16 protein-coding genes and 1 tRNA gene are annotated in these 15648 nt (G+C 61.8%); 14 read left to right on the top strand and 3 right to left on the bottom strand.

Annotation, left to right across the window (positions count from 1 at the left end; genetic code table 11):
* Positions 1-27 precede the first annotated feature (27 nt).
* The 11 genes from recO (at position 28) to RI518_RS00125 (ending at position 10518) form a co-directional block, all read left to right on the top strand.
* The gene (gene recO, locus RI518_RS00175; protein WP_310689085.1) at positions 28-783 is read left to right on the top strand and encodes a DNA repair protein RecO; all 756 of its coding nucleotides are present in this window, start codon (positions 28-30) and stop codon (positions 781-783) included.
* Positions 780-1574 (top strand): isoprenyl transferase, encoded by a 795-nt coding sequence (locus RI518_RS00170; RefSeq protein WP_310671233.1) that lies wholly within the window; start codon positions 780-782, stop codon positions 1572-1574. The genes recO and RI518_RS00170 overlap by 4 nt, the downstream gene beginning before the upstream one ends.
* Before the next feature lie 49 nt (positions 1575-1623).
* On the top strand, positions 1624-3009 hold the full coding sequence (locus RI518_RS00165; RefSeq protein WP_310689084.1) for a glycine--tRNA ligase: 1386 nt from the start codon (positions 1624-1626) through the stop codon (positions 3007-3009).
* Positions 3010-3065: 56 nt separating this feature from the next.
* A complete protein-coding gene (dusB, locus tag RI518_RS00160) occupies positions 3066-4193 on the top strand; it encodes a tRNA dihydrouridine synthase DusB (RefSeq protein WP_310671251.1) in 1128 nt (375 codons plus the stop codon).
* A 9-nt stretch (positions 4194-4202) separates the two neighbouring features.
* The gene (locus tag RI518_RS00155; RefSeq protein ID WP_310689083.1) at positions 4203-5444 is read left to right on the top strand and encodes a deoxyguanosinetriphosphate triphosphohydrolase; all 1242 of its coding nucleotides are present in this window, start codon (positions 4203-4205) and stop codon (positions 5442-5444) included.
* A gap of 48 nt (positions 5445-5492) precedes the next feature.
* Positions 5493-7340: a DNA primase gene (gene dnaG / locus RI518_RS00150; RefSeq protein WP_310689082.1), complete on the top strand. Its 1848-nt coding sequence runs from the start codon at positions 5493-5495 to the stop codon at positions 7338-7340.
* Positions 7341-8351: an NAD(P)-dependent oxidoreductase gene (locus RI518_RS00145; RefSeq protein WP_310689081.1), complete on the top strand. Its 1011-nt coding sequence runs from the start codon at positions 7341-7343 to the stop codon at positions 8349-8351.
* 52 nt (positions 8352-8403) lie between these two features.
* Positions 8404-8476, top strand: a tRNA-Asn gene (locus RI518_RS00140).
* 77 nt (positions 8477-8553) lie between these two features.
* On the top strand, positions 8554-9504 hold the full coding sequence (locus RI518_RS00135) for a histidine kinase (RefSeq protein WP_310689080.1): 951 nt from the start codon (positions 8554-8556) through the stop codon (positions 9502-9504).
* A complete protein-coding gene (locus RI518_RS00130) occupies positions 9488-10204 on the top strand; it encodes an AzlC family ABC transporter permease (RefSeq protein WP_310671239.1) in 717 nt (238 codons plus the stop codon). Before RI518_RS00135 ends, RI518_RS00130 begins: the two co-directional genes overlap by 17 nt.
* Positions 10201-10518 carry an AzlD domain-containing protein gene (locus RI518_RS00125; protein WP_310689079.1) on the top strand — a complete coding sequence of 106 codons (318 nt, stop codon included), beginning with the start codon at positions 10201-10203 and terminating at the stop codon, positions 10516-10518. The genes RI518_RS00130 and RI518_RS00125 overlap by 4 nt, the downstream gene beginning before the upstream one ends.
* A 79-nt stretch (positions 10519-10597) precedes the next feature.
* Here the strand turns inward: RI518_RS00125 and def are convergent, their stop codons facing one another.
* The gene (gene def / locus RI518_RS00120) at positions 10598-11254 is read right to left on the bottom strand and encodes a peptide deformylase (protein ID WP_310689078.1); all 657 of its coding nucleotides are present in this window, start codon (positions 11252-11254) and stop codon (positions 10598-10600) included.
* 99 nt (positions 11255-11353) lie between these two features.
* Between def and RI518_RS00115 the strand changes: the two genes are divergently transcribed.
* Complete coding sequence (locus RI518_RS00115; protein WP_310689077.1) at positions 11354-12394, top strand: NAD(P)-dependent alcohol dehydrogenase; 1041 nt, start codon at positions 11354-11356, stop codon at positions 12392-12394.
* Positions 12395-12403: 9 nt separating this feature from the next.
* Positions 12404-12742 (top strand): putative quinol monooxygenase, encoded by a 339-nt coding sequence (locus RI518_RS00110; RefSeq protein ID WP_310689076.1) that lies wholly within the window; start codon positions 12404-12406, stop codon positions 12740-12742.
* A 110-nt stretch (positions 12743-12852) separates the two neighbouring features.
* Here the strand turns inward: RI518_RS00110 and RI518_RS00105 are convergent, their stop codons facing one another.
* Positions 12853-13545: an SOS response-associated peptidase gene (locus RI518_RS00105; RefSeq protein WP_310671244.1), complete on the bottom strand. Its 693-nt coding sequence runs from the start codon at positions 13543-13545 to the stop codon at positions 12853-12855.
* A 29-nt stretch (positions 13546-13574) separates the two neighbouring features.
* On the opposite strand from RI518_RS00105, the gene RI518_RS00100 reads away from it, so the two are divergent.
* Positions 13575-14510: an FAD-dependent oxidoreductase gene (locus RI518_RS00100; protein WP_310671245.1), complete on the top strand. Its 936-nt coding sequence runs from the start codon at positions 13575-13577 to the stop codon at positions 14508-14510.
* A gap of 24 nt (positions 14511-14534) precedes the next feature.
* Here the strand turns inward: RI518_RS00100 and RI518_RS00095 are convergent, their stop codons facing one another.
* Positions 14535-15602: a homocysteine S-methyltransferase family protein gene (locus RI518_RS00095; RefSeq protein ID WP_310671246.1), complete on the bottom strand. Its 1068-nt coding sequence runs from the start codon at positions 15600-15602 to the stop codon at positions 14535-14537.
* Between the last annotated feature and the right edge of the window lie 46 nt (positions 15603-15648).

Below are 15648 nucleotides of genomic sequence, written 5' to 3'. Positions count from 1 at the left end.
GGCCTCCGGCTCGACATACTGGTAGGTATGCCCAGTATCCGCGATCACGCCGTGGTGTTGCGCAATCAACTCATTGGTGAATCGGATCGAATCATCACCCTGTTGTGTCGCGAGGAGGGCAAAGTCCGCGCGGTGGCCAAGGGCGTGCGCAAGACGACTAGTCGAATCGGCTCACGTTTGGCACCGTTTATGGTCGTCGATGTTCAGTGGTCGACGGGCAAATCGTTGGGCATCATCCAGCAGGTCGAAAGCGTCGGCTCCTACGCCAGTGGACTGGCGACCGACTACGAGGCCTACACCGCAGCCACCGCAATGGTCGAAACGGCGGACCAACTGACCCACCACGAAGCCACTCGGCAACAGTTTTTATTGCTCGTGGGCGGACTGCGCGCCCTCTCCGAGCGCGCCCACCCCACGTCTCTGATCTTGGATAGCTACCTCCTGCGCGCCTTGAGCCTCGCCGGCTGGTCACCGAGCGTCGATTCGTGCGCTCAAACCGGAGCTCCTGGCCCGCACCAGCACTTTGTGCCGGCACTGGGCGGGATGGTGGCCGCCGACGTCGCTCCCCCCGGAGCCCTTCGGGTCGGACCCCAGGTTGTTCAATTACTCGCCGCCCTATTGGAGGGCCAGTGGGATGTGGCAGAAGCCAGTGGCGCTTCCACTCGGGACGAGGCCTCCGCCATTGTGTCGGCATTTACCCAATACCACCTTGAGCGCGGTATTCGCTCACTCGGTGAAACCTCCAGGCTTCGAAGCGAGCGCACCGCGGAGGCCAGACAGTGAGCGAATTTCTCCCCGTGGATTGGACCGGACAACAACCACCCGCGTGGAATGAAGCGCGCATTCCCCAACACGTCGCGGTGGTGATGGACGGCAACGGACGGTGGGCAAATGCGCGGGGGCTCACCAGGATTGAAGGCCACCGGGCGGGTGAGGTCGCGCTGTTGGATGTGGTGGCCGGTGCGATTCAGGCCGGGGTGTCACACCTTTCGGTGTATGCCTTTTCGACCGAAAACTGGAACCGCTCGCCCGAAGAGGTGCGGTTTTTGATGGGGTTTAACCGGGAGGTCCTTCGTCGGCGGCGAGACCAGCTGGACGCCTGGGGGGTGCGTATTCGTTGGTCCGGGCGGACACCCAAACTCTGGTCGAGCGTGATTAAGGATCTGACGGAGGCCGAGCGGCGCACTCGAGATAACACCGGGCTCACCCTGTCGATGTGTGTCAACTACGGCGGCCGGGCAGAACTGGTCGATGCGGTCCGGGCGGTGGCGGCCGAGGTGAAAACGGGGAGTCTGAAGCCTGCTGGTATCCGTGAATCCAGCATCACCAAGCACCTCTACGTTCCCGAGGCGCCCGATGTGGATTTGTTTGTGCGCACGTCGGGTGAGCAGCGCACCAGCAATTTTCAGCTCTGGCAGTCCGCTTACGCCGAAATGGTCTTTCTCGACACCCTGTGGCCGGATATGACCCGACTGGAGCTGTGGGCGGCCATCGAGGAGTACCAGCGCCGGCAGCGGCGCTTTGGCGGCGCGGTCGATAGCCCCACGCAGCCTGGTTCCACCCCGGCCAGCTAGTCTAGATAGTTGCTGATTCCCCCGCCCGTTCGCCCAGGAGAGAAGGACAATGGCTCAGTCGTCGAAACTGGACAAAGTAATCGCGTTGGCCAAACGCCGAGGCTTTGTCTTCCAAGCCGGCGAAATTTATGGCGGGTCTCGCTCCGCCTGGGACTACGGCCCGCTGGGTACTGCCCTGAAAGACAACATCAAGCGCCAGTGGTGGCGCTCGATGGTGCAGCGTCGTGACGATGTGGTGGGGCTTGACTCCTCGGTGATCCTGCCGAAGAAGGTGTGGGAGGCCTCCGGTCACGTCGATGTGTTTAGTGACCCTCTGGTGGAGTGCACCAGCTGCCACAAACGCTTTCGTGAAGATCACCTCATCGAAGAGTTCGAAGAAAAGAAGGGTCGCCCACCGGAGGGAGGCCTGGCAGGAATTAACTGCCCGAACTGTGGAAATAAGGGCCAGTGGACAGAGCCTCGAGCTTTTAGTGGCCTGTTGAAAACCTACCTCGGCCCCGTCGACGATGAGGCAGGGTTGCACTATCTACGACCCGAGACCGCTCAGGGAATCTTTGTGAACTTCGCCAACGTCATGCAGTCCTCACGAATGAAGCCCCCTTTTGGTATCGCCCAGGTCGGCAAAAGCTTCCGCAACGAAATCACGCCCGGAAACTTTGTCTTTCGCACTCGCGAGTTCGAGCAGATGGAAATGGAATTCTTCGTGGAGCCGGGCACCGATGACGACTGGCACCAGTATTGGATCGACCTGCGCCACCAGTGGTACACCGATTTAGGTATCGATCCGGACAACCTGCGCCTCTATGAGCACCCCCAAGAGAAGCTCTCCCACTATTCCAAGCGCACCGTCGACATCGAATACCGCTTTGGCTTCCCGTCTGGAGAATTTGGCGAACTCGAGGGTGTCGCCAACCGCACCGATTTTGACCTCTCCACGCACTCGGAGCACTCCGGAGTGGACCTGTCGTTTTTTGATCAGGGCAAAGATTCACGCTGGGTGCCCTACGTGATCGAACCGGCGGCTGGCCTCACCAGGTCTCTCATGGCCTTCCTCGTCGACGCCTATTACGAAGACGAGGCGCCCAACTCGAAGGGCGGTGTGGATACCAGGACGGTCCTGAGACTGGACCCGCGCTTGGCCCCAATCAAAGTGGCCATTTTGCCGCTCTCTCGCGATGAAAAGCTCTCCCCGGTGGCCAAGCAGTTAGCGCAGACGCTCCGGGAGAATTGGATGGTTGACTTCGACGATGCCGGAGCCATCGGACGGCGCTACCGTCGACACGACGAAATTGGAACGCCCTACGCCGTCACGGTTGATTTTGATTCGCTCGAGGATCATTCGGTGACCATTCGCGAACGCGACTCGATGTCGCAAGAGCGCGTCGCCATCGCTGATCTTCCCGGCTATTTCGCCGAAGCCCTGGTGGGAGCGTAGCGAGGGTGTCGGGTCCCGCACAGACCCTCGAGGCGTCGCCGGAGGCGACGCCCGCGATGCGCATTGGCGATATCGGCTTGGCCGTGCCGGTCGTTCTTGCGCCGATGGCGGGAATTACGAACACCGCGTTTCGCCGCCTGTGTCGAGAGTTTGGCGCCGGGCTTTACGTCAGTGAGATGATCACTTCGCGCGCACTCGTGGAGCGCACCGAGGCGAGTATGCGCCTGATTACCCACCACCCGTCGGAACAGCCGCGCAGTATTCAGCTCTACGGGGTCGATCCGGCGACAATCGGTGAAGCCGTCACCATGCTGGTCGCCGAAGACCGAGCCGACCACATCGATCTCAATTTTGGGTGTCCGGTGCCGAAGGTGACCAAAAAGGGCGGCGGAGCCGCACTGCCCTGGAAAGTGGAGCTGTTTCGGGCCATTGTGGAGCGCGCCGTGAAATCCGCGGGCGATATTCCCGTCACCGTGAAAATGCGAAAAGGAATCGATTCCGACCACCTGACCTACTTAGAGGCCGCTCGAGCCGCCGAGGGGGCCGGGGTTTCGGCCGTCGCCCTGCACGCGAGAACCGCGGACCAGTTCTACTCCGGCCACGCCGATTGGGATGCCATTGGCACCCTGAAGCAGACGATTAATTCGATTCCGGTACTGGGAAACGGCGATATTTGGTCGGCAGAGGACGCACTCAACATGGTGGCTCACACCGACTGCGACGGCGTTGTGGTGGGTCGAGGGTGTCTGGGTAAACCGTGGCTTTTTGGTGACCTGGCGGCGGGCTTTCGGGGCGAGCCGCTTCGACACCGACCGGGCCTTCGAGAAGTTGCCGGCGCTTTTCGTCGCCACGCCCAATTGTTGGTCGAGTTTTTTGACGGTGAAGAAATCCGGGCCTGCCGCGATATTCGCAAACACGTGGCCTGGTATTTCAAGGGCTACCCGGTGGGCGGGGAGCTTCGCGCTGCTCTGGCCCGGGTGGAATCCCTGCAAGAAATTGACGACCTGGTGGGCCAGATGGACCTCGATCAGGAGTACCCGGGAGACGGCGCTGAGGGGCCTCGCGGTCGCGCCGGGTCACCCAAGCGCACCGCGCTTCCAGACGGGTGGTTGGACTCCACCGAATTGAGCGCCTCACAGCGCCACACCCTGCTGGAAGCCGAAGTTGATAGCAGCGGTGGGTAGTAGGTCGTGGTGAGTATCGACTACGGTCTGGAAGATCGCGAGCGTTTCGTCGCCGAGTCGCACTCGTCGACCAGGGGAGACTTTCAACGCGATCGCGGCCGGATTATCCACTCGTCGAGTTTCCGCAGGCTGTCTCAAAAGACCCAGGTGCTCTCTCCGACGTCGGGCGTCGATTTTGCGAGAAACCGGCTCACGCACTCTCTCGAAGTCGCCCAGGTCGGCAGAGAAATTGGGGGACGTTTGGGGCTCGATCCGGATGTGGTCGATGCGGCCTGCTTGGCTCACGATTTAGGCCACCCTCCCTTCGGCCACAATGGTGAGTCGGCTATTGCCCACTGGGCGCGGGATATTGGTGGTTTTGAAGGTAACGCACAGACCTTTCGCTCACTGACCCGGTTGGAATCGAAAGTGTTCGATGCGGGTGGGGCGCCTCGCGGTCTGAACCTCACCAGGGCGAGTCTCGACGCGGCCAGTAAATATCCGTGGCCAGACGCTCACGCACGAGTCGAGGGGGACGGTCGGCGCAAATTTGGGGTCTATGACGACGACCGGGAAGTCTTTCAATGGCTTCGAGCGGGGATGCCCGATCAGGCGGTCTCGCTCGAGGCCCAAGTCATGGATCTCGCGGATGACGTGGCCTATTCGGTCCACGATTTTGAAGACGCCATTGTGGGAGGGTTTATCCAACCCCAGCAATTGGTCGACCAATGGTCGGACTCAGCCGGCTTAGCCGTGGGGACCAGTTGGTCGGGATCGGATGTCGACTCCGAGCTCATGCAGGACGCCTTTGCCAGGCTTCGGGGTTTAGAACAGTGGCCCCAGGCGTTTGCGGGAGAGCGCGCAGATTTCGCGCGGTTGAAAAACTTCACCAGCAGCATGATTGGCCGCTTTGCCCAGAGTGTGACCCTGGGCAATGCCGACCGTGGCACGGATCTGCCCTTTCGCTACCGCTACCGGCTCAATGTTCCCGGGGACACTCTGGCCGAAATTGCGCTGCTGAAAGGCATTGTGGCGACCGCGGTGATGCGCCACGAAACACGCCAGCCGCTCTATCGCCACCAACGAGAGGTCCTCACCGATCTGTTGGAGGCCATTTGGTCTGATCCGATGCGCTACTTGGAGCCGACGTTCCAGCACGATTTTCTCGCCCAGGTCGGCCACGTGGGACAAAAGAGGGTTGTCATCGATCAGGTGGCCGCCCTGAGTGATGCGTCGGCGCTGGCCTGGCACGAGCGTCTCCACCGGGCGTAGTGGGGAAAGCTCCGGCGCGGTCACATCGAGTCGAACTAGACTCGAGGGGTGGCTGGTCGAATCCGGCGCGCTGATATTGATGAGGTGCGCCAGCGGGTAAATATCGCCGATGTCGTCGGCGATTACGTGAGCCTGAAATCAGCCGGTGTCGGATCGATGAAAGGCCTGTGTCCCTTTCACGACGAGCGCAGTCCCAGCTTCCACGTTCGACCTCAGGCAGGTTTTTACCACTGTTTTGGGTGCGGTGAAGGCGGCGATGTCTACACCTTCATCCAAAAACTCGACGCGCTCAGTTTCACGGAAGCCGTCGAGCGGTTGGCCGCCCGGGTGGGTTTTGCCCTCAGCTATGAAGACGGAGGGGCGGTCGAAGACGGCCAAAAGCGCAGCCGTCTGCTGCAGGTGAATAAGGAGGCAGAAGAGTTCTTTCGTGCCCAGATTCACAGCCCTCAGGCCGAAGCCGGGCGCACCTTTCTCGCCGAGAAAGGCTTCGACCAGTTGGCGGCGGAGCGCTTCGGGGTGGGCTATGCCCCCGATTCGTTCGATGCCCTCTCGAGCCACCTCACCGGCAAGGGCTTTAGCGTCCCGGAATTGATTGAGGCGGGAGTGGTGAGTAAGAGCGAACGCGGGGTGTATGACCGTTTTCGTGGCCGAGTCGTCTGGCCCATTAGGGACGTCACCGGTCAAACGGTCGGTTTTGGTGCCCGGCGGCTGAGCGATGACGATAAGGGGCCAAAGTATCTCAACACCCCCGAAACCCCGGTTTATCACAAGTCGAAAGTCCTCTACGGGCTTGATCTGGCGAAACGTCAGATCGCCAAAAAGCACCAAGTGGTCATCGTCGAGGGCTACACCGACGTCATGGCGTGCCATTTGGCGGGCATTGACACTGCCGTGGCCACTTGCGGTACGGCATTTGGTGCCGACCACATTCCCCTCATTCGGCGGGTGCTGGGCGACTCTGAACACAGCGTCGACCAGAGCCGAGGCGAAGTCATCTTCACCTTTGACCCCGATGAGGCCGGCCAAAAAGCGGCATCAAAAGCCTTTGCCGATCAGGGAAAATTTGCCGCCCAAACCTATGTCGCCGTCCCGCCCCACGGCTTAGACCCCTGTGATGTCCGCATTGAGCGAGGCGATGACGCCCTGCGCGATGTGATTGAGAGTCGCCGGCCGATGTACGAATTCATGATCAAACGAGTGATGGACGGCGTGGACTTGAACACCGTGGAGGGGCGTGCCCACGCGTTGAGGCAAGCGCTGCAGGTCGTCACCACGATCCGAGATGGCATTGTGCGCCAGGGTTATGTGCGCGAACTCGCGGGCTGGCTGGGAATGGAACCCGCTGAGGTGTCACGTGAGCTACAGCAGACCACTCGAAAGGCCCCGGCTACCCCCGGGCCGGTCGCCGTGTCAGACGACGCACCGATTTACCAGCTGGGCTCTCTGTCATCTGATCCGGTGACGACTATTGAGCGCGATGCACTGATGGCCCTGTTGCAACACCCCGAGGTGATTCCCCTGGAGCGCGCGAGCCAGGTGCTCCAGGCACACTTTTCCCACGGCGCACTCGCCCTCGTGCGCGATGCACTCCTCGCCGTGTTCGACCATTACGGCGAACCCGGCTGGGTCGGCCGAGTACAAGCAGAAATCCCCGAGTCGCTGCAGGTGTTTGTCCAACAAATGGCCGTGCACCCGCTACCCGAACGCGATGATGAGGCGGGTCGCTACGCGCTGGGAGTCACCGCCACGCTGCTGGATAAAGACTTGCTTCGGCGAAAAGGTCAACTATTGTCCTCGCTGCAGCGAAGCACACCGGGCAGCGACGATTATGCGGCCCTGCAGCGCCAGCTGGTAGATCTCGAGGCGACACGGCGCGGCCTTCAGGAGGGGGAATAGGTGCAGCAGCGTCACCAGCAACACGATGAGGGGCGGTACCTAACCCCGCACGCACCCCACCGCGCCCTCCACCCCGGCCCCATTGCCGTGGCTCCCACTCGGGGAGAAGCGTTTGTGGACGCTGTGCGGGCAGGAGGTGGGGATGTCCAACCACTCGATGAACACACGAGGGGGTTGGTGTGGTTGTCCCAAACACGCTCGGCGGAGTTAGCCGAGATTATTCACAACCACCCCGGCATTGAATGGCTGCAGCTGCCGTGGGCGGGGGTGGACGCCTTCTCCTCACTACTCGGTGAGCTGGCGGCCAAAGATGAACACAGCAGGCCGGTGGTGACCAGCGCCAAAGGCGCCTATTCCGAACCGGTAGCCGAACACGCACTGGCTCTGGTCCTCGCCGCCCTGCGCGAAGTGCCCCAAAAGGCCCGCGCCGCGCGCTGGCAAGAACAACGCACCGGTCTTTCCGTTTTCGGTAATCGGGTGTTACTGGTGGGAGCAGGGGGAGTGGCGCGCGCCTTTCTCGATCTTCTCGCTGCCTTTCGGTGTGACGTCACGGTGGTCCGCAGGGATCCCACCCAGCACGTCGAGGGCGCCGGGTCAATCGTGGGTCACGATGGCTGGCGAGAGTTGCTGCCGGAAATCGATGTCGTCGTTGTGGCCGCGGCGCACACTGAGTCGACCACCCGGATGTGGGGAGCGACCGAGTTTGCGGCGCTGCCCGAGCACGCGGTGTTCGTCAACATCGCGCGGGGCGCGCTTGTCGACATTGACGCGCTGGTCGTGGCTTTGCAGGAGGGCCAGATTGCGGGCGCCGGGTTAGATGTGACTGATCCTGAGCCACTGCCCGACGGGCATCCGATTTTTGACATTCCCCAGTGCGTCATTACCTCGCATTCGGCGGATACTCCCGACATGACGAAACCACTCCTGGCCGCACGGGTGGCCCACAACACGCAGGCGTTTCTGTCGGGAGTCGCCCTGCGCGGAGTGGTCTCCGTGGAGGAGGGGTATTGACACTGTGCGCGGCGGGGGCAAGGCCCGCTCTGCTACGCTATGGGCCGGTCAATCCTCGATAGCTCAATTGGCAGAGCGACCGGCTGTTAACCGGTAGGTTCTTGGTTCGAGTCCAAGTCGAGGAGCAATTAACTGCTCTACTGGACGCGCATCCCCGCGCGGCAGTGGGGGGCAATGTCGACACTGACGCGATGGGGTGAAGATGGCAGGAGCGAGCGTGGTGGTCCCACTCTGGCTTGTCTGGACACTCTCCGGTGTGTTGGTCCTGGTGGCAGTTTTTGGCCTGGGTATGTGGTTGCTGTGGTGGCGCCAAAAACAGCGAGTCGATACCCGCGCCGGGTCTCGCGTGGAGGCTGAGAATCAGCGCATCGATGCGGAACTTCGGGTCGCCGAATTGGCCGATCGCATTCAGTTGATGACCGAAATTCACGATCAGGCTGCGGCCACCATCACGTCAGTGATTTCTCAGGCCGAGGGCGCGCGAATGGTCGCCCAAGCCGACCCGGAAGTGGCCAATCGCGTCGCCTCCGCGATTGCCGACCAGTCGCGCAGTGCTTTAACCGATTTACGCCGGGTGGCCAATGTCGGTCGCCAGGGCAACGACCATGCCGGCTTGGCGCCCACGATTGGTTCCATCGAAGAGCTTTTCCAAGGCATGGACGACTCGGGACTGATCGTGAAGTTCGAGGAATCGGGAAAAGCCTTCGACGTAAGCGCGAGCGCTGAAATTGCGATCTATCGCATCGTTCAAGAAGCACTGAACAACTCCCGGCAACACGGTGGACCGGGGGTGACAGTCAAAGTCTCGATGACCTGGAGTAGCAACGGTCTCCAGTTACGCATCGACGACGACGGAATTCGGGTCAAAAACACTCAGCGCCAGCAGTGGGGAGACGGCGCTGGCTACAGCATCGCCGATGATCAGCGGGCGCTCGTGGAAATGTTGGACGGTCGGGGCATGAAGGACATGAAATCCCGCACCGAGGCCTTCGGCGGGGTGTTTTCGGCTCACCGAGTGCCGGGTGTGGGCTTTAGCCTTTCGGCGGCGTTTCCCACCCTGCGTTTTCACAATGCGGTGAGCTCGATACCGGGCGGCCCCTCGTCGAGTGCGTACAGCGCCTCCAGCGGAGTCGGTGATGACAGCGAGCGATAGCTCGACTGCTCGGGCGAGAGCGCAGGGGCTGCAAGTGGCCCTCGCCGTGTCCCTCTACGGAGTGTCGTTTGGCGCTCTCGCGGTCACGTCGGGATTTTCGCTGTGGCAAACGATGGTGTTGAGTCTGGTGATGTTTTCGGGAGCGTCGCAATTCGCCCTCATTGGCATCATCGCCACCGGCGGCGCAGCCGCCGGCCTCGCCGCGGTCCTATCTGCCGGGTTACTGGGCATTCGAAACAGTCTTTATGCCCTCCGGATGTCGCCGCTCGTGGGGGCAAGGGGTGGTCTTCGGGTCATCGCTGCCCACCTCACAATCGATGAGTCCACCGCGGTCGGCAGTGCTCAAACGAGTGTGGCTGCGGGCCGAGTGGGCTTTTGGACAACGGGTGTCGGCCTCTTTATCGGCTGGAATCTCATGACCCTGCTCGGGGCGCTCCTGGGCAACGTGTTGGGCGATGTGCGCACCTACGGTTTAGATGCCGCCGCGGCGGCGGCCTTTTTGGGCTTGGTGTGGCCGTGGCTTACCCGCGGTGAACCAGTGGTCGCCGCGGTCGCGGCGGCCGTGTTGACCGTGGCTCTCGTTCCCGCTCTTCCCACCGGTGTTCCCGTGCTCGTTGTGGCATTAACCGCCATCGCTTTTGGTCTCTACCGACACCGTGTCGCCCCGCAGGCCCCGCCACGAGAGGAGGTTACGCCGTGAGTGCCATCTGGTGGAGTGTAATCGCCGCGTCCCTGCTGGTGTTTGCGCTGAAATTTGCGGGCTATCTCGTGCCACAAAAAGTGGTTGCTGGTCCAGTGGTGTCTCGTGTGGCGGGCGTCGTGACCATCGCCCTGTTGAGTTCGTTGGTGGCCTCCCAAACCCTCGCCGGTGACGGCGGCATCGTCCTCGATGCGCGAATCCCGGCCGTTGCGGTGGCCGGCCTCCTGCTGTGGTTTCGAGCCCCATTCATTGTGGTCATTGTCGCCGCTGCGCTGGTGGCTGCGGGACTGCGTCTTATCGGTTGGATGCCGTAGGAAGACCCAGGGTGACTCCTCGGGCGCGAGTGGTGGTCGGGGGAGGACTAGTGACGGCCCCCGCCGAGGGAATGCTCGGTCAGGCCCGGTCGGCGTCGCCCCCGGGGAGGCCGTCCCCGGCGGTCTCGGCGTGGTCTCTGTCGGGGTGGTCTCTGTCGGGGTTGTCGAAAAAGTCTTCCTCGGTGCCCTCCAGACCCGGCGTCCAGCTCGTGGCGTGGCCGATGACTCTTGATTCTGCGATGTCCGAGTCAGCTTCCCGGCGCCACGGCCTGGAGAGTCGGTCTCGATAGAGGACGCCCTGGAGATGGTCGTATTCGTGTTGAAAAATACGCGCCAACCATCCGGTAGCCGCAATATCGACCGCGTTGCCCTCGAGGTCGCTTCCCCGCAGGCGCGCGCGCTCGGCTCGAGCGAGCGGGTATCGAAGCCCCGGAATGGAGAGACAGCCCTCTTCGGCGGGTTCGCCGCGAAACCGCCCCCTCCAGGGGCCCCGGAGGGTGATACTCGGGTTCAGCACATGGCCCTGGTGGAGCCCCTCATCAGACTCCCAATGCCAGACGAAAACCTGTCGCCTCACACCCACTTGCGGGGCAGCGAGACCCACACCGGGGGCGGCGTGCATGGTCTCGGTCATGTCCCGCACGAGGGCTCGAATGTCGTCGGTCACGCCCTCGACCAGGGAGGCTTTTTCGCGTAACGGCTGTGACGGGGTGATGAATATCGGCAATATAGCCACGGGGATAGGCTACTGCTCGCGCTGTGACAGACTGGGAGCATAACTTCTCACTGCACACCGCTGTGGGAAAAAATTTTGTGCGAGTGAAAAGGACAACCCATGACGACACGTGCCCTCGCGGCAATGGCTGCCGGAGTCGACTTAGTACCCTTCGAGTTTGACCGACGAGAGGTCGGACCGGGCGATGTTCGCATCGAGATCACCCATTCCGGTGTCTGTCACTCCGATATTCATATGGTGGGTGGTGAATGGGGCGACCAGCAGTTTCCGATCGTGCCCGGTCACGAAATCGTGGGGCGGGTCGCCGCGGTCGGTTCCGATGTGACCGAGTTCGCCCCGGGCGATCTCGCGGGTGTCGGTGTCTACGTCGATTCGTGTCGTGAGTGTCCCAACTGTCTGGCCGGAGAATCAAACAGCTGCCACCAGGGCATGACCGGTACCTACGCGGTTCCCGACCGCCGTCACGGCGGTTACACCCAGGGCGGTTACGCCTCTGACATCGTTGTCGACCACGGCTACGTCGTCCACGTGCCAGAAAGCCTTGACCCTGCCGGAGCGGCGCCGTTGCTGTGCGCGGGTATTACGCTGTTCGCCCCGCTCAGCCGCTTTAAGGCAGGCCCCGGCAAGCGCGTAGGCATTATCGGTTTGGGTGGCCTCGGTCACATGGGGGTCAAGTTTGCTCACGCCATGGGTGCCGAAGTGACCGTGATTTCGCACAGCCCCGGGAAAGAAGCCGACGCGAAGAAGCTGGGTGCTGATCACTTCCTGCTCTCCACCGACCAGGAGCAGATGGATGCCCACCGCTATGGTTTTGACCTGTTGATCAACACGGTGTCGGTGCCCATTAACGTGAACTCTTACCTGGAACTGCTGGACTTCCGAGGCACTCTGGTGATGGTGGGTCTCGCCGGTGAGCCCTACTGTTTTGACGCTCCGGTGATTTTGAACCAGGGCCGCTCGATTACGGGCAGCATGATTGGTCCGGTCAGCCAGCTCCAAGAGATGTTGAACTTCTCGGCAGAGCACGGCATTCACTCCGAGATCGAAATGATCACCGCGGACTACATCAATACGGCTTACAAGAGAGTGATCGACTCTGATGTGCGCTACCGCTTCGTCATCGACGCGTCCACGATCTAAGGGCACACGGTGAGCAACCGCTGTGTGGTCGTTGCGGTGATTCGACCGCGTGAGGGCCAGATCGGCACAGTGCGCGAGCACTTGCAGGCCGTCATTCCGGCCGTGCACGGGGAGTCGGGGTGTGAGTTTTACGCTCTTCACGAGGGCACCGACGACACGTTGGTCTTTGTTGAAGCGTGGGATTCACGAGAACAGTGGCTGCAGCACATGGAGGGTCCGGCGGTGCGAGAAATCACGGAGCGTTTAGAGGGACTGCTCGCGGCGCCGACCGAAGTCCACGAGGTCTACGGTGTTCCGGTCGGCGAGCTCGAGAAGGGCCTCATCCCGACTGCAGCGGCGTCCCGGTAGGCTCGCGCGACCGCTGGTCAGCCCTCGGCGGGGTGGCCCTGGGTAATCCGGCTTGGGTAATCCGGGGCGGTGTGTTGAGAAGGTGTGTTGAGAAAAAGTCCTCTCATTGGTTACTGGGGCACCGTGGGGGCTGGTCGAGTCAGATCTGCCGAGTCCCCTCGAAGCGGTAACACTGGGTGAAAACCGGCGCTACTCAGAATGTCCTCTGAGGCGCCGACGACCGTGTCGACCAGGTGGGAATCTGCAGTGGTGCCGGGGTCTAGCCAGTGTGACCAGAGGTCCTCTGGTAGTGCCACCGGAGCTCTGTGGTGGATGGACTCCAGGTGGCGCGGCGCCTCGCGAGTGAGCATCGTGGCGGTCACGACCCGCTGGTCTCCCACACCCCAGAGCGAATACAGTCCCGCAAAGGCGAAAAGGCGCCCCTGGGTCGGATAAATGTAGTGGGGCGTTTTGACCCGCCCGTTGGTCTGCCACTCGAAATAACCGGACGCGGGAATGAGCGCCCTGGTGTGGGCGAATGCCCGGCGGAAGGTGGGTTTTTCTGCCACACTCTCGCTGCGCGCGTTGAAGGTGGGGTAGGGCGTCTCGAGGGTGTCACTCCACGAGGGGGTCAGCGACCAACGCGCCGGCCCCAGAACACGCTCTGCCGGGTGCGAGTCGACGGCCCGCTCGATCACTATGGGAATCGTGCTGGTGGGGGCAATATTCCACGATGGCTCCCAGTCCTGAAGCCTGGTCGAGGTCACCTGGAAAAAGTCGACGAGCTCGTCGTCTACAACCCCTAGAGCGTAGCGACCACACATTCTCCCATTGTCCCTCTTAGGCTAGAGGGATGAAACCGTGGGATGTCATTGTGGTGGGTGCCGGTGTGACCGGTATGACGATTGCCAGGATGCTCAGCGACCAAGGCCAGCAGGTGTTGGTCCTCGACAAGTCCCATCGACCCGGGGGGCGACTGGCGACGAAAAATGTGGGCGGGATGGCGCTGGATTCCGGTGCCATTTCTATGGAGGCGGCGGACCCGGAGGTCCAGAACCTGTTGACTGGCTGGCTCGGAGCCAAATGGGCACCGCACAACCGCGAGACGGGTACGACGCAGTGGGAGTTCAACCATTCGGCCCGGGATACTGCCGAAGCCTGGGCGTATGGCCTGAAAGTCCAACGCACCCACGTCACGCACCTCATCAGCAATCAGCCTGGGGCGGTGGGCGTTGTTCGACACGGGTTCGGCGATGCGATCTGGGGTCGCTCCGTGGTGTTGACCGCACCGATACCGCAGTCCCAGGCAATCATTGCCTACAGCGATTTGGTCTTGGACTACTCGCTGGACAGCGTTGAGTACCGAAAGCGCCAGGTTCTCCTGGCTGCCCTGGAAGGTGACGGCCTCGATCCGGATTCGCACTGGTCGACCGACATCATCGAATCGGTGCGTCTTCGCCCGCACCCGGAGGGTCTACTGGGGATTGAAGCCTACGCACGACAGGCGTGGTCGGAGGCGACGTGGGACGAAGACGCCACCATTTCGCAGGGTCGCCTGCTGCTCGAGCTCGGATTACTGGTCGGCCACGCGCGAGTTGTCGACACGCAGGTGATGCGTTGGCGCTATGCGATGACCGATGTGCCACACCCGGCACCCTATTGGCGCCACCCCGATCAGCCGGCCATTTGGATGGCCGGCGACGGATTTGGTGACGCCACAGGCCCCCACCGCGGCATCGAACGCGCCATTCATTCCGCTCAGGCGGTCGTCGCGGGCCTCAGTCAGTAACTGCGACCGCGTGTGCGTTGAACACTAGGCGAGCTCGCCAAACGAGGTCGCGACCTCCGGAAGCGACGAGTCGTTTCCGAACATAAAATGTTTACTCATGTCCGGTGAGTATTTGGCGAGGTAGCTTTCTTTGCCCACCCGCTGGCTCAGCTCGCGGTGGTGAATCACGCTTCCGCCGCAACACAGTCCAATGACTTTCACGCCCAGCGAGTGGGCGTATGCGCCAAACTCCGCGGTTTCGTAACGGTTCGAGTTTTGTGCCTCCAGGGCATCAGGAAACGTGCGCTCGTGGGGGAGTGTCGCCGTATTTCCCGCGTCGGGGAGGTTAAAGAATGTCGTGTGCTCGTCGGTGGTGCGAAACGTCCCGGGCATTGCGCAGACGTTGTGGTTGCCGACCGCGTCCACAATGTCTTTGACGATGGGGCGAATGGTCTGGGGACCCTGAAAACAGTTGGTGCCCACGACATCTGCGCCCTGGTCGGCGAGACGCTTTGCGGCCTCACCCGGTGTCACCCCGTCGCGCAATTCACCGGTGGCGAAGACGGCGACGTTCACAATGGCGGGAAGTCCGACCGCTTTGATTTCTTCCAGGGCAATGCGGGCCTCTTCGTAGAAATACATGGTCTCGGCGAGAATCAGATCGGCACCCTCTTCTTTCGCCCAGGTCACCATCTCCCGATACATCGCCCGGACCTGATCCGCAGTGGCTGGGTCGTCGGGGTCGAAGATGTTGGAGTTAGAGATGTTGCCGGCGACGAAAATGTCTCGGCCTAACTCTTCGCGCTCTTCGGCTGCCACTCTCACCGCGATCCGCATGGCTTCGCGGTTCAGCGGCTCCAGCAGGTGTTCTTCACCGATGATGCGCATTTTTTCGCGGTGGCCGTTGTAGGTGAAGGCCAGTGCGATATCGCTCCCGGCGCGAAGGAAATCCCGGGTGACCTGTTCCAGTACTTCGGGATGTTCGAGTGCCACCTTCGGCACAAATTCCCCCGCGGTGATGTACCCGCGGCGTTCCACTTCGAATAGATAACCTCCGGCGAGGACCAGGGGTTCATCCTCGGTGAGGCGTTGACTAAATGATTGAGTGTTCATTGGAAGCTCCCGCAAAATCGACTGGTGAGGGTTTGCTGGGGGCTCC

It is taken from the genome of Pontimonas sp. (assembly GCF_031581085.1).
GTDB lineage: Bacteria > Actinomycetota > Actinomycetes > Actinomycetales > Microbacteriaceae > Pontimonas.
The sequence above is the reverse complement of the archived record's forward strand: the minus strand, read 5'-3'. Positions and strand labels throughout refer to the sequence as shown.

Excerpts from the sequence above, each read along its gene's own strand:
- recO (WP_310689085.1), top strand. The coding sequence starts at position 28 with ATGCCCAGTATCCGCGATCACGCCGTGGTGTTGCGCAATCAACTCATT.
- RI518_RS00135 (WP_310689080.1), top strand. The coding sequence starts at position 8,554 with ATGGCAGGAGCGAGCGTGGTGGTCCCACTCTGGCTTGTCTGGACACTC.
- dusB (WP_310671251.1), top strand. The coding sequence starts at position 3,066 with ATGCGCATTGGCGATATCGGCTTGGCCGTGCCGGTCGTTCTTGCGCCG.
- RI518_RS00105 (WP_310671244.1), bottom strand. The coding sequence starts at position 13,545 with ATGTGTGGTCGCTACGCTCTAGGGGTTGTAGACGACGAGCTCGTCGAC.
- RI518_RS00095 (WP_310671246.1), bottom strand. The coding sequence starts at position 15,602 with ATGAACACTCAATCATTTAGTCAACGCCTCACCGAGGATGAACCCCTG.
- RI518_RS00165 (WP_310689084.1), top strand. The coding sequence starts at position 1,624 with ATGGCTCAGTCGTCGAAACTGGACAAAGTAATCGCGTTGGCCAAACGC.
- RI518_RS00100 (WP_310671245.1), top strand. The coding sequence starts at position 13,575 with ATGAAACCGTGGGATGTCATTGTGGTGGGTGCCGGTGTGACCGGTATG.
- RI518_RS00115 (WP_310689077.1), top strand. The coding sequence starts at position 11,354 with ATGACGACACGTGCCCTCGCGGCAATGGCTGCCGGAGTCGACTTAGTA.
- RI518_RS00130 (WP_310671239.1), top strand. The coding sequence starts at position 9,488 with ATGACAGCGAGCGATAGCTCGACTGCTCGGGCGAGAGCGCAGGGGCTG.